This window comes from Streptomyces sp. NPDC014882, from assembly GCF_043081325.1.
Lineage (GTDB): Bacteria > Actinomycetota > Actinomycetes > Streptomycetales > Streptomycetaceae > Streptomyces.
The window spans coordinates 681,596-694,911 of record NZ_JBIBWL010000003.1 but is presented as its reverse complement, the minus strand read 5'-3'; the positions used below and the strand labels follow the sequence as shown (position 1 = coordinate 694,911).

Sequence of the window (13,316 nt, the reverse complement as noted above, 5' to 3'; positions counted from 1 at the left end):
CGAAGGAACGGCCACCCCGGTCGTCACGACGCTCGAACGGACGGCCGCCCCGGTCGTCGCGGCGCTCGAAGGAACGGCCACCGCGGTCGTCACGGTCCCGGTTGAAGCCACCGCGGTCACCGCGGTCGTCCCGCCGCTCACGACGCTCGTACGACGAGGCCGCCGGGCGCTCCTCGCGGACGGGGCGGTCGGCGTCCCGCGCGACGGGCTGCGCCGGCACGGACACCTCGGCCGGAGGCTCCGACCCGACGGTCCCGGCGGTCTCGTCGGTTCCGGCGGCCACGGCCTGCGCCTCGGCGACCGCCGTCTCCGGGTCCTCGCCACGCTCGCGGGCCACCCGCGCGACCAGCCGGTCGGCCTCCTCGCGCAGCTCGCTCGCGCGCCGCTGCGCCCGCTCCAGCTCCCGGGTCAGCTCGGCGACCTCGCGCTCGGCCTGCTGTGCGGCGTTGCCCGCCGACTCGGCCTGGACCTCGGTCATCGACCGGGCGCCGGTGATCTCGGCGACCTCCGGCTCGAAGGCCGTACCGCCCTGGATGATGTGACGCCCGGCGTCGACGCCCGCGTCCTCCATCAGGCGGAAGATCTGGCGGCGCTGGTGCGGCAGCGAGAGCGAGACCACGGTGCCGGTGCGGCCGGCGCGGGCCGTGCGGCCGGCGCGGTGCAGGTAGTCCTTGTGGTCGCCGGCCGGGTCCACGTTGAGGACCAGGTCGATGCCGTCGACGTGGATGCCGCGGGCGGCGACGTCGGTCGCGACGAGCGCGTTGACGTAACCGTCCTTGAAGTCGGCCAGCGTGCGGGTGCGCGCGCCCTGGGTCATGCCGCCGTGCAGCGCGTCGGCCTTCACACCGGACTCGCGCAGCTGCTCGGCGATCCGGTCGGCGCCGAGCTGGGTGCGCACGAAGATGATGGTGCGGCCCTTGCGGGAGGCGATCGCGGCGGTGACCGGCGCCTTGTCCTTGGGCTTCACGATCAGGATGTGGTGCGACATGGTCGTCACGTTGCCCTGGGCGCTGTCGACCTCGTGCGTGACGGGGTTGTTCAGGTAGCGCTTGACCAGCGTGGAGATCTCGTTCTCCATCGTGGCCGAGAACAGCATGCGCTGACCGCCCTGCGGGACCTGGTCGAGCAGTTCGGTGACCTCGGGCAGGAAGCCCAGGTCCGACATCTGGTCGGCCTCGTCGAGGACGGTGACCTCGACGTTCTCCAGGGAGCAGGCGCCGCGGTTGATGATGTCGCGCAGCCGGCCCGGCGTGGCGACGAGGATGTCGACGCCGCGCTCGAGGGCGTAGATCTGGTTGCTCATCGACGTGCCGCCGCAGACGACCTTCATCTTCAGGCCGAGGACGTCGCCGTACGGCTGGAGCGCGTCGGCGACCTGCATCGCCAGCTCGCGGGTCGGGGTGAGGATGACGGCGCGCGGCTTGCGCTTCTCGGTGTGGCCGCCGGCCAGCGTGGCCAGCGTCGGCAGACCGAAGGAGAGGGTCTTGCCGGAACCGGTGCGGCCGCGGCCGAGGATGTCCTTGCCGGCCAGGGCGTCCGGGATGGTCGCCGCCTGGATCGGGAAGGGGGAGGTCACGCCGTTCTGGGCGAGCTTGCGCACGACGCCCTCGGGCAGCCCCAGGTCCGCGAAGGACAGTTCGGGTGCCTTGTCGGCCTCGACAGCCCGGTCGGTCTCCACGGCGTCGACGGTCGCGGTGACCTCGACGGCCTCGACCGTCTCGCTGTTCTCGGACACGACGACGTGATCAGTACGGGAAATGGACATGCGAATGCGAAACCTTCCGGAGTCTCGTCGGCACGCGCCCGTCAACTCCGTGTTCGCATGCGACCGCCTCAATGCGGTCCGTCACGGCAAGGGAGAGTACGCGCCACACGGCGCGCTCTGTGGTGGCGCCGGGCAAAGGGGATCAAACGATCTACCACCATACGCACCCCGTACCCCTGAAGGCAAACCGGTCTGCGTAGACGTGGGTCGCACACCACTGTACGGCATCTACGCCGGTGCCCCGGCCTCCGGCGCCGGTTCCCGCTCGACGAGCTGCGGCACCGGCTCCGCGTCCGCCGACGCGGACGGCTCGGCCGGCGTCGGCTCCGGCGACGGGGACGGGGGAGGCTCCGGCGAGGACGGCGGCTCCGGGTCCGCGGAACGGGTCGGCGTCGGCTCGCCCCGCGGCGGCCGCGGCACCCCCGGCCGTTCGCTCCCGCCGGGCCCGGGCCCCTTCGAGGCCGCCGCGCTCCGCCCGGCCGACGACGAGGCCGCGGGGGAACCGGACCCGTCCGGACCACCCTTCTCCCCGCCCTCCCCCGCGCCGTGCCCGCCGCCGGCGCCCGCGCCGGACCAGCGCCCGCCACTGCGGCCGCCGGCCCCGCCCTCCGGCGCGTCACCGCCGTGCTCCCCCGCCGAGTGGGAGGGCCGGGCCCGGTCCCCCTCCTCGTCACCCACGCTCATGCAGCCGGCGGCCGCGGCGACGGACAGAACCGTGACGACCAGGCGAACGGGTACGGACAAAGGGCGCACGGGGCCACCTCCGGGGGCAGACGCAGGAGTCACACCCCCAACTCCCGCCGCCCGCCGGAGGACACGCGCCCCGCCGCACCGGCGGCTCAGCCGTACCCGAGCGCGTGCAACCGGGCGTCGTCGATCCCGAAGTGGTGGGCGATCTCGTGCACCACCGTCACCTCGGTCTCCTCGACGACCTCCTCCCGCGTCCCGCACATCCGCAGGGTGGGCCCCCGGTAGATCGTGATCCGGTCGGGCAGCACGCCCGCGTACCACTCGCCGCGTTCCGTCAGCGGGGTCCCCTCGTACAGCCCGAGCAGCTCGGGATCGTCCGCCGGCGGCTCGTCCTCGACGAACACCGCGACGTTGTCCATCAGCCGCGTCAGCTCCGGCGGGATCCGGTCCAGCGCCTCGGCGACCAGTTCCTCGAACTCCTCGCGCGTCATCTCCAGCACGGGCCCATTCTCCGGTACGACAGCGCCGTACGGCGGGTGGGTCCGCATGTCCGGGCCCGGACGCGGGCATACGCGACCAATGGCCCGCGCCCGTGTCCCCGCCGCAGCCCCGCACACCGTGAACCGTCCCCGCACCGCCCGCCGCCCCGGCGGCCCCGTCCCCGAACTCGCCGCCCGGCCCCGCCCCTGGGCGCGCGCCCTCGGCCTCACCGCGGTCGTCCTGCTGGGCGCCTGGCTCGGACTGCTGGTCGTCGGGAACGTCCGGGTGCCCGTCGGCCCCATGGACACCACGATGACGCTGCGCCCCGCCCTCGACGGCGGCACGAAGATCAACATCTCCCCGCTGGGCGCCCTCCACCTCGACAGCCACGTCGCCCCCGTGCGCCTGGACGTCAACGTCGACCAGCTCGACCCCGACCGCTCCCAGGCCCTCGTCGACCATCCCGAACGCCTCTCCGGGCTCCAGGACGAGGTCACCGGGGACATCGAACACGGCACCCTCGACCTCGCCGTGCGCTCCTGCGCCGCCGTCGTCGCCGGCGCCACCGCGCTCGGCCTCGCCGTCTACCGCCGGCCCCGCCGCGCCCTCGCCGCCGGCGGCCTGGCGCTGGCCCTGCTCGCCGCCTGCGGCGCCACCGCCTACGCCACCTGGAACCCCAAGTCGGTCCTCGAACCCCGCTTCTCGGGCCTGCTGTCCTCCGCCCCCTCGGTCGTCGGCAACGCCCGCAGCATCGTCACCGAGTTCGACGTCTACCAGCAGGAACTGGCCCGCCTGGTCACCAACGTGACCAAGCTCTACGACGTCACCTCCACCCTCCCCGCCTACCAGCCCGACCCCACCACCGTGCGCGTCCTGCACGTCTCCGACATCCACCTCAACCCCGCGAGCTGGAAGATCATCGCCTCGCTGGTGGCGCAGTACAGGGTCGACGTGATCGTCGACTCCGGCGACACCATGGACCACGGCACCGCCGCGGAGAACGGCTTCCTCGACCCCGTCGCCGGCCTCGGCGCCCCCTACGTCTGGGTCCGCGGCAACCACGACTCCATGACCACCCAGGCCTACCTGCGGAACATGAAGAACGTCCACGTCCTGGACGGCGGCCGGGCCGTGACCCTCGCGGGGCTGCGCTTCGCCGGCATCGGCGACCCCCAGTTCACCCCGGACCGCTCCACCGTCCCGGGCGCCGAGGGGACCCAGGAGGCGGCGGGCGACCGCCTCGCGCAGGCGCTCCGCGCCCAGCGGGCCGCCGGCACCCCCGTGGACGTGGCCGTCGCCCACGAGCCCTCCGCCGCCCGCCGGACCGACGGCGAGGTCCCGATGGTCCTGGCCGGCCACCTCCACCGGGCCGGGACGGAGACCCTCGACAAGGGCACCCGGCTGCGCGTCGAGGGCTCCACGGGCGGCAGCGGACTGCGGGCCGTCGAGGGCGAGTACCCCGACCCCATCGAGGCGTCGATCCTGTACTTCGACCGCGACTCCCGCCGCCTCCAGGCCTGGGACGAGATCAAGCTGGGCGGTCTGGGCCTGACGACGGCCGAGGTCAGCCGCCACCTCCCGAAGGAGAACCGGCCGGGCGCCGCCCCGACGTCCACCCCGACGCCCACGGCGCCCTCGCCGTCGTCCCCCGCACCGTCGTCCCCCACCCCGGCCACGGCTCCTCCGGCCCCCGCGTCCCCGGGTTCCCGCCCCCGCTCCTAAACCGTTTTGGCGATACCTCCTGCCATCCCATATGCTTCTCACGTCCCCGACGCGCTGCGAAGCGCCCAGGCGGGCCGATAGCCCTCATCGTCTAGCGGCCTAGGACGCCGCCCTTTCAAGGCGGTAGCACGGGTTCGAATCCCGTTGGGGGCACGCAACACCGTGTGCGACACTGTCGTACACACAGCTTGGTCCTGTGGAGCAGTTTGGAGTGCTCGCCACCCTGTCAAGGTGGAGGCCGCGGGTTCAAATCCCGTCAGGACCGCTGGAGTTCCTCGTGGACTCCGTGGCTGGGTAGCTCAGTTGGTACGAGCGATCGCCTGAAAAGCGATAGGTCGCCGGTTCGACCCCGGCCCCAGCCACCACAGGAACAGGGCCCCGATCTTCGGATCGGGGCCCTGTTCGTCTGTCGCGGGCGCCCGGGCAGGCGGCACCGCCCCGGGGCAGAAGCACTCGCCGCAAAAGCACTCGCCACGTTTTTCTCCGGGATGAGATCCTGGATCCCGTATGTCTACGCACCCCGCCCCCGCCCTCGGCGTTCTCGCCCCCCGTCTGGCCGAGCTGTCCCTGCGCGACGCGCACCGGCTCGGGCGCAGGCTCGAGGGCGCGCGCAAGATCCGCAAACCGGAGGCCCGGGCCGCCGTCCTCGCCGAGATCGAGGCGGAGGTCGCCTCCGCCGAGGAACGGATGGGCGCGCGGCGCACCCGCGTGCCCGCCGTCACCTATCCCGAGCAGCTGCCGGTCAGCCAGAAGAAGGACGTGATCGCGGAGGCGATCCGCGATCACCAGGTCGTGATCGTCGCCGGCGAGACCGGGTCCGGGAAGACCACGCAGATCCCGAAGATCTGTCTGGAGCTGGGGCGCGGCGTCCGCGGCATGATCGGGCACACCCAGCCCCGCCGCATCGCCGCGCGGACGGTGGCCGAGCGGGTCGCCGAGGAGCTGCGGTCGCCGCTCGGGGAGGCCGTCGGCTGGAAGGTGCGGTTCACCGACCAGGTGAATCCGGACGCGACCTTCGTCAAGCTGATGACGGACGGCATCCTGCTCGCCGAGATCCAGACCGACCGCGAGCTGCGCGCCTACGACACGATCATCATCGACGAGGCGCACGAGCGGTCCCTCAACATCGACTTCCTGCTGGGCTACCTCGCCCAGCTGCTGCCGCGGCGCCCGGACCTGAAGGTCGTCATCACCTCGGCCACCATCGACCCCGAGCGGTTCTCCCGGCACTTCGGCGACGCGCCGATCATCGAGGTCAGCGGGCGGACGTATCCGGTCGAGGTGCGCTACCGGCCGCTCCTGGAGGAGGACTCCGAGGACGCCGACCGCGACCAGATCACCGCGATCACCGACGCCGTCGAGGAGCTGATGGCGGAGGGCAAGGGCGACATCCTGGTCTTCCTCTCCGGCGAGCGGGAGATCCGCGACACCGCGGACGCGCTGGAGAAGAAGAAGTACAGGTTCACGGAGGTGCTGCCGCTGTACGCCCGGCTCTCGCACGCCGAACAGCACCGGGTTTTCCAGCAGCACACCGGGCGCAGGATCGTTCTCGCGACCAACGTCGCCGAGACCTCCCTGACGGTCCCGGGCATCAAGTACGTCATCGACCCCGGCTTCGCCCGCATCAGCCGCTACAGCCACCGCACCAAGGTGCAGCGGCTGCCCATCGAGGCGATCTCGCAGGCCAGCGCCAACCAGCGCAAGGGCCGGTGCGGCCGTACGTCCGACGGCATCTGCATCCGGCTGTACAGCGAGGACGACTTCCTCGCCCGCCCGGAGTTCACCGACGCGGAGATCCTGCGCACCAACCTGGCCAGCGTCATCCTCCAGATGACCGCGGCCGGGCTCGGCGAGATCGAGAAGTTCCCGTTCATCGACCCGCCGGACCACCGCAACATCCGCGACGGCGTACAGCTCCTGCAGGAGCTGGGCGCGCTCGACCCGGTGCAGAAGGACCCGCGCAAGCGGCTCACCGAGACCGGCCGCAAGCTGGCCCAGCTGCCCGTCGACCCGCGGCTGGCCCGGATGGTCCTGGAGGCCGACAAGAACGGCTGCGCCCGCGAGGTCATGGTGATAGCCGCCGCGCTGTCCATCCAGGACCCGCGCGAGCGCCCGGCCGACAAGCAGACCCAGGCCGACCAGCAGCACGCCCGTTTCAAGGACGAGACCAGCGACTTCCTCGCGTATCTGAACCTGTGGCGGTACGTCCGCGAGCAGCAGAAGGAGCGCGGCTCGTCGTCCTTCCGCCGGATGTGCAAGCAGGAGTACCTGAACTTCCTGCGCATCCGCGAGTGGCAGGACATCTACACGCAGCTGCGGACCGTCGCCAAGCAGATGGGCATCCACCTCGACGAGCGGGACGCCTCCGGCGACAGCATCCACGTCTCGCTCCTCGCCGGCCTGCTGTCCCACATCGGGATGAAGGACGTCAAGGACGGCAACAAGAACGAGTACCTGGGCGCCCGGAGCGCCAAGTTCGCGATCTTCCCCGGCTCGGCCCTGTTCAAGAAGCAGCCCCGGTTCGTCATGTCGGCGGAGCTGGTGGAGACGAGCCGCCTCTGGGCGCGCGTCAACGCGAAGATCGAGCCCGAGTGGGTCGAGCCGCTCGCCGGACACCTCCTGAAGCGGACGTACAGCGAGCCGCACTGGGAGAAGGACCAGGCCGCGGTGATGGCGCTGGAGAAGGTCACGCTGTACGGCGTGCCGATCGTCGCCCAGCGGAAGGTGAACTACGGGCGGATCGACCCGGAGGTCTCCCGCGAGCTGTTCATCCGCAACGCGCTCGTCGAGGGCGACTGGCGCACGCACCACAAGTTCTTCGCCGACAACCGCAGGCTCCTCAGCGAGGTCGAGGAGCTGGAGCACCGGGCCCGGCGCCGGGACATCGTCGTCGACGACGAGACGCTGTACGACTTCTACGACCGGCGGGTGCCCGAGCACGTGGTGTCCGGCGCCCACTTCGACTCCTGGTGGAAGCACAAGCGGCACGAGCAGCCGGACTTCCTGGACTTCGAGCGGGAGATGCTCATCCGGGAGTCGGCGGAGGCGGTCACCAAGGCCGACTATCCGGACTCCTGGCGGCAGGGTCCGCTCAAGTTCCGGGTCACCTACCAGTTCGAGCCGGGCGCGGACGCGGACGGCGTGACCGTCCACATCCCGCTCCAGGTCCTCAACCAGGTCACGGACGAGGGCTTCGACTGGCAGATCCCGGGCCTGCGCGAGGAGGTCGTCACCGAGCTGATCCGCTCCCTGCCGAAGCCGATCCGGCGCAACTACGTGCCGGCGCCGAACTTCGCGCGGCGTTTCCTGGACCAGGCCGTGCCGCTCCGGGAGCCGCTGACCGTGGCGATGGCCCGCGACCTCAAGCGGATGGTCGGCGTCCCCTTCGAGGCGGAGGACTTCGACCGGTCGCGCCTCCCCGACCACCTGAGGATCACCTTCCGGATCGTCGACGAGCGGCGCCGCAAGCTGGCCGAGGACAAGGACCTGGAGGCGCTGAAGCTGCGGCTGCGGCCCAGGGCCCGGCAGGCCATCTCGCAGGCCGCCGCGGCCACCGCGGAGCGGCAGGGCGGCGAGTCCCTGGAGCGCTCCGGCCTGACCGACTGGAGCATCGGCACGCTGACCCGCGTCTTCGAGACCCGTCGGGCCGGCCAGCCGGTGAAGGCGTACCCGGCGCTGGTCGACGACGGCGACACCGTCTCCGTGCGCCTCTTCGACACGGAGGAGGAGCAGGCGGAGGCGATGTGGAAGGGCACCCGCCGGCTGATCCTGCGCACCATCCCGGTCAACCCGGCGAAGTTCGCCTCCGAGAAGCTGACGAACGCGCAGAAGCTCGCGCTGTCCGCGAATCCGCACGGCTCCGTCCAGGCCCTGTTCGACGACTGCGCGATGGCCGCGGCGGACAAGCTGATCGGTGACTTCGGCGGGCCGGCCTGGGACGAGGAGTCGTACCGCAAGCTGTACGAGAGGGTGCGCGCCGAGATCGTCGACACGACGGTGCGGACGGTCGGGCAGGTGCAGCAGGTCCTGGCGGCCTGGCAGGCCTGTGAGCGCCGCCTGAAGGGCGTGCGCAGCCCCTCCCTGCTGGCCAACCTGACCGACGTGCGCAAGCAGTTGGACGCGCTGGTGCGGCCCGGCTTCGTGACGCAGGCGGGGCTGCGGCGGATGCCGGACCTGATGCGCTACCTCGTGGCCGCGGACCGGCGCCTCCAGCAGATGCCGACCAACGTCCAGCGGGACACCACCCGCATGGAGAAGGTCCACGAGATGCAGGACGAGTACGCCTGGCTGCTGGAGCAGCTGCCCGCGGGCCGCCCCGTTCCGGCCCCGGTGCTGGACATCCGCTGGATGATCGAGGAGCTGCGGGTCAGCTACTTCGCCCATGCGCTGGGCACGGCGTACCCCGTCTCCGACAAGCGGATCGTGAAGGCGATCGACGCGGCCGCACCGTGACGGAACGCGCACACGGAGTGAGTTCGACCAGGCGGGCCCCGCTCCTGTAGAGTCTCGTTTCGCAGCACAGCGCAACACCAAGTGCCGCAAAACCTGGTCCTGTGGAGCAGTTTGGAGTGCTCGCCACCCTGTCAAGGTGGAGGCCGCGGGTTCAAATCCCGTCAGGACCGCACAGATCGAAGAAGGCCCGCACCCCCAGGTGCGGGCCTTCTTCGCGTCCCCTGCCCGCCCGTCCTCACCACCCCCCGGCCGGCCCGAAGGCCGCGTCCCGGCCCGGGTGCCCCCGCGTGGCCTTGACGGCGTCACATTCGGCCGGTACCCCAGAAGTTCAGGGCCGCTCTTCCCGCGGCTCCACTGGAGGGGGCGTATGGCGGCATCGACCGGGCACGAGACGCGGGCGCTGCTCCGCGCGCACCTGTCGGCCGCGTCGTCCTACCGGCACCTGACCCACCGCTGCCCCGTCTGCCGCCGCCTCCAGCGGCTGGTGGCGGACGGCGCACCGACCGCCGCGGAGGAGCCGCCAGAGGAGCCCCCGGAGGCGCCCTCCGGGACGCCACGGGAGGCCGGTGAGGGCGAACAGCCGTACACCGCCTGAACCTTGACGCTTCCACTAGCGCAACCGCAGCGGCGGCAACAAGGCCAGCGGCATGTGACGGGTGTCACCGCATGAGTTTCGGGAAGGTGGGTTCTTACCCGCTTCCTACAACTCTTCAATTTAATATGTGCAATTGCACCACTCCGGAGGACACCTCCGCGCTTCTCCCCACGGATCCCCCCGAGGGTTCCCACAGCGGATCCGACAGCCCTCCACAGGGCGCCCCAGACTTCGACAAGCCCGCTCACGGAACGGCCCGGCAGGCAGGTCCGGGGCACAAAAAAGATCGCGCCGGACTCGGCGGAGTCCGGCGCGATCGACGACGCACCGTGTGGGCTACGGGCCTGTTGGGGCAGGACCCGCGTCGCTTGGAGCAAGGGTGCGGACAACTCGGCAGATGGGGGGACCTGCGGTGTTGTTGCCCGGTTCTTCAGTGGCTCAGGCTTCGCTGCGCTGCTGCGGAATACCCGCGAGCAGTGCGCGAACCTCAGCCTCGCGGTAACGGCGATGTCCGCCGAGCGTGCGGATCGACGTGAGCTTGCCGGCCTTCGCCCACCGCGTGACCGTCTTAGGGTCCACACGGAACATGGTGGCGACCTCAGCCGGGGTCAGCAGCGGCTCAGCATCAGGGGTGCGAGCGGTCATGAGCGGCCTCCTCGGGAGAACCGAACCTTCTCGGTTCTTTCCTCTAAATTCTGCACCTTGACCCGCGTTGCCCGAAATGGCGGACGCGAGTCGAGTCGGTTATAGGACGAACGGCTTGTCCTCGGCACTACAACTACACCATCCGTCCAGCCGCGTCGGCCAAACCGATGGAATTGCCCCCCAGGTGTTCATCGGCGACGGAAGCCGATGGACCATGCCATAGCGGACAGTCACGCCGGTGTGACGATCAGTCACACCGGCGATCAGGAGTCACCAGACCCCCCAAAGCGCGCAATGCTGAGATTCCCCCCACGGTGGAGCACAAGTGGACGGAGGAGTCCTCCCCGGACTCCTTGTCCTATTTTGGCACGAGGAGGGGCAACCGGCGCAAGGGCCGTGTACGTGCGGTCCGTCACCCTTGCGGCAAAAGCCCGGATCGGGACCTACGCCCCGTCAGTTCCGTGAAGTGCGGCTGACCGTACGCTGTTCGAGGGCATATGACCGTGACGCAGGTCACGGCGGGACGGCCGTCGCCCCTGTCGCGCCGTCAGTTCGCCGAGCGCCGGTCCCGCACCGACCGCCAGCGCTCCGCGAGCCGGGCGTACGCCTCGCCCGCCGCGGAGCCGTCCCCGCGGCGCAGGGCCTCGATGCCGGCGGCCACGTCGGCCGCCGAGTGGTCGTCCTCCAGGTCACCGGCCGGCAGGGCGTGGACGAGCCCGCCGTAGTCCAGTTCCACCAGCGACCGCGGGTGGAACTCCTCCAGCCAGCGGCCCACGTCCACCAGGCCGTCGATGAGCGGCCCCTCGTCCATGGCGTCCCTGAGCGCGCGCAGGCCCCGCGCCACCCGGCGGCGGGCCTGCACCATCGGCGTGCGGTAGCGCAGCACCGGGGCCTGCTCGGCGGTCCCCTTGTCGTACTCGCGCTCCTCGTCGGCCAGGAGCACGAACCAGTGCAGCGGGATCTGCCAGGTCGCCGTGCGGATCCAGGGGCGGGCGTCGGGGTTGCGCACCAGCCAGCGCTCGTAGTCCTGGGCGGCCTGGCGGCGGACCAGGGGCGGCAGGACCGCGTCCAGGACCGGGCCGGGCAGTTCGTCGCCCAGCGCCCCCAGCGCCTGCCAGCCGCGCAGCCGGGTCCGCCAGGGGCACACGCACACGACCCCGTCCACGTCGGCCACGAACGCGTCGCCGCTCTCCTGCACCGGGACCGCGACCGGCGGGGTGGGCAGCAGGTCCGCCAGCGAGCGGCGCAGCTCGTCCTGGCAGGTGGGCAGGTCGGGGCGGCGGGCGTAGCGCGCCCAGTGGCCGCGCTCCGGCTCCGGGAAGGCGGCCAGGGGCTCGTACACGCGCAGATAGGCGGCGTACGGGACGATCACCGAGGACACCTGGGGCACGCCTGCTCCCTCCCCTGTGGACCGGCCGGGAAACCTTCCGGGACCCCTGGCGAAGGGGCCGGAAAACATGCAAATCGTCGCACGGCCGTACTCCGGGAGAGGGTGATCCGCGCCACGGAGCGTACGGCGGGCGGCGCAGGCTCTACGCTCGTCCCACAGGCCCCGCCACCCGTACGGGAGCCCCCGTCCCGCCCGCCGCTAGTTACCCAGGAGTCACCACCGTGACCGACGTATCCGGCGCCCCTGATCACGTGCTGCGCACCCTGTTCCACTCGGACCAGGGCGGCCATGAGCAAGTCGTGCTCTGCCAGGACCGTGCCAGCGGCCTGAAGGCCGTCATCGCCCTCCACTCCACCGCCCTGGGCCCCGCCCTCGGCGGTACGCGCTTCTACCCGTACGCGTCCGAGCAGGAGGCCGTCGCCGACGCGCTGAACCTCGCGCGCGGGATGTCGTACAAGAACGCCATGGCCGGGCTGGACCACGGCGGCGGCAAGGCCGTGATCATCGGTGACCCCGACACGATCAAGTCCGAACAGCTGCTGCTCGCGTACGGCCGCTTCGTGGCCTCTCTCGGCGGGCGGTACGTGACCGCCTGCGACGTCGGCACCTACGTCGCCGACATGGACGTCGTGGCGCGCGAGTGCCGCTGGACGACCGGGCGCTCCCCGGAGAACGGCGGCGCGGGAGACTCGTCGGTGCTCACCGCCTTCGGCGTCTACCAGGGCATGCGGGCCAGCGCCCAGCACCTGTGGGGCGACCCCTCGCTGCGCGACCGCAAGGTCGGGATCGCGGGCGTCGGCAAGGTCGGCCACCACCTGGTGGAGCACCTGCGGGACGAGGGCGCCGAGGTCGTGATCACGGACGTGCGCGAGGACGCCGTGCGCCGGATCCTCGACCGGCACCCCGAGGGCGTGACGGCGGTCGCGGACACCGAGGCGCTGATCCGGGTCGAGGGCCTCGACGTCTACGCCCCCTGCGCGCTGGGCGGGGCGCTGAACGACGAGTCGGTTCCGGTGCTGACCGCGCGGATCGTGTGCGGGGCGGCCAACAACCAGCTCGCCCACCCGGGCGTGGAGAAGGACCTCGCCGACCGCGGGATCCTCTACGCGCCGGACTACGTGGTGAACGCCGGCGGGGTCATCCAGGTCGCCGACGAGCTGCACGGGTTCGACTTCGAGCGGTGCAGGGCGAAGGCCGCGAAGATCTTCGACACCACGCTCGCCATCTTCGCACGCGCGAAGACGGACGGGATTCCGCCGGCCGCGGCGGCCGACCGGATCGCCGAACAGCGCATGCACGAGGCGGCTCAGGCGCGCGGTTGGTGAGCATGCTCCGGTACCCGCCGGGGAAAAGTTCGAGAGAACTCTCACTCTTCCCGGCGGGTCGCCCGCCGGGAAGTGGTTAAAATCGCCATTGACCAGCGAGGACAGGGCGCCTCGAAGGTTCTGTGCACACGCGCGTGCCACGGGCGACGTACCGTATGGGTGCGGGCTCAGGTACCGTGGAAGCCCTACGGACCGGCCTCTCCGCGGAGAGTCCGTTTCGGACCATGAACGCGTGTCAAGACTCTGGGGCCG

General features: G+C 71.5%; 8 protein-coding genes and 4 tRNA genes. 8 read left to right on the top strand and 4 right to left on the bottom strand.

What is annotated here, in order from left to right:
* Together ACF09K_RS11080 and ACF09K_RS11075 are read right to left on the bottom strand one after the other, a co-directional pair.
* A partial coding sequence (locus ACF09K_RS11080) for a DEAD/DEAH box helicase (protein WP_392242376.1) occupies window positions 1–1,765 on the bottom strand: 1,765 nt, incomplete at its 3' end.
* A gap of 839 nt (window positions 1,766–2,604) precedes the next feature.
* On the bottom strand, window positions 2,605–2,955 hold the full coding sequence (locus ACF09K_RS11075; RefSeq protein ID WP_363090824.1) for a metallopeptidase family protein: 351 nt from the start codon (window positions 2,953–2,955) through the stop codon (window positions 2,605–2,607).
* A 79-nt stretch (window positions 2,956–3,034) separates the two neighbouring features.
* On the opposite strand from ACF09K_RS11075, the gene ACF09K_RS11070 reads away from it, so the two are divergent.
* From ACF09K_RS11070 to ACF09K_RS11040, 7 genes are all read left to right on the top strand, one after another.
* Window positions 3,035–4,657: a metallophosphoesterase gene (locus tag ACF09K_RS11070; RefSeq protein WP_392242374.1), complete on the top strand. Its 1,623-nt coding sequence runs from the start codon at window positions 3,035–3,037 to the stop codon at window positions 4,655–4,657.
* Between the two features lie 80 nt (window positions 4,658–4,737).
* Window positions 4,738–4,810, top strand: a tRNA-Glu gene (locus ACF09K_RS11065).
* Between the two features lie 37 nt (window positions 4,811–4,847).
* A tRNA-Asp gene (locus tag ACF09K_RS11060) sits at window positions 4,848–4,922 on the top strand.
* Between the two features lie 23 nt (window positions 4,923–4,945).
* Window positions 4,946–5,022: transfer RNA gene (locus tag ACF09K_RS11055), tRNA-Phe, on the top strand.
* Window positions 5,023–5,164: 142 nt separating this feature from the next.
* Complete coding sequence (hrpA, locus tag ACF09K_RS11050; RefSeq protein ID WP_392242373.1) at window positions 5,165–9,109, top strand: ATP-dependent RNA helicase HrpA; 3,945 nt, start codon at window positions 5,165–5,167, stop codon at window positions 9,107–9,109.
* A gap of 95 nt (window positions 9,110–9,204) precedes the next feature.
* A tRNA-Asp gene (locus ACF09K_RS11045) sits at window positions 9,205–9,279 on the top strand.
* Window positions 9,280–9,476: 197 nt separating this feature from the next.
* Entirely contained in the window at window positions 9,477–9,704 is a 228-nt protein-coding gene (locus ACF09K_RS11040; RefSeq protein WP_392242371.1) for a DUF6274 family protein, read from the top strand.
* A 438-nt stretch (window positions 9,705–10,142) separates the two neighbouring features.
* Here ACF09K_RS11040 and bldC read toward each other — a convergent pair whose 3' ends face one another.
* Complete coding sequence (gene bldC, locus ACF09K_RS11035; protein WP_003949541.1) at window positions 10,143–10,349, bottom strand: developmental transcriptional regulator BldC; 207 nt, start codon at window positions 10,347–10,349, stop codon at window positions 10,143–10,145.
* A gap of 547 nt (window positions 10,350–10,896) precedes the next feature.
* On the bottom strand, window positions 10,897–11,739 hold the full coding sequence (locus tag ACF09K_RS11030; RefSeq protein WP_392242369.1) for a hypothetical protein: 843 nt from the start codon (window positions 11,737–11,739) through the stop codon (window positions 10,897–10,899).
* Between the two features lie 221 nt (window positions 11,740–11,960).
* Here ACF09K_RS11030 and ACF09K_RS11025 point away from each other — a divergent pair, with 221 nt between their 5' ends.
* On the top strand, window positions 11,961–13,064 hold the full coding sequence (locus ACF09K_RS11025) for a Leu/Phe/Val dehydrogenase (RefSeq protein WP_392242367.1): 1,104 nt from the start codon (window positions 11,961–11,963) through the stop codon (window positions 13,062–13,064).
* Window positions 13,065–13,316 lie beyond the last annotated feature (252 nt).

Excerpts from the sequence above, each read along its gene's own strand:
- hrpA (WP_392242373.1), top strand. The coding sequence starts at position 5,165 with ATGTCTACGCACCCCGCCCCCGCCCTCGGCGTTCTCGCCCCCCGTCTG.
- bldC (WP_003949541.1), bottom strand. The coding sequence starts at position 10,349 with ATGACCGCTCGCACCCCTGATGCTGAGCCGCTGCTGACCCCGGCTGAG.
- ACF09K_RS11040 (WP_392242371.1), top strand. The coding sequence starts at position 9,477 with ATGGCGGCATCGACCGGGCACGAGACGCGGGCGCTGCTCCGCGCGCAC.
- ACF09K_RS11070 (WP_392242374.1), top strand. The coding sequence starts at position 3,035 with ATGGCCCGCGCCCGTGTCCCCGCCGCAGCCCCGCACACCGTGAACCGT.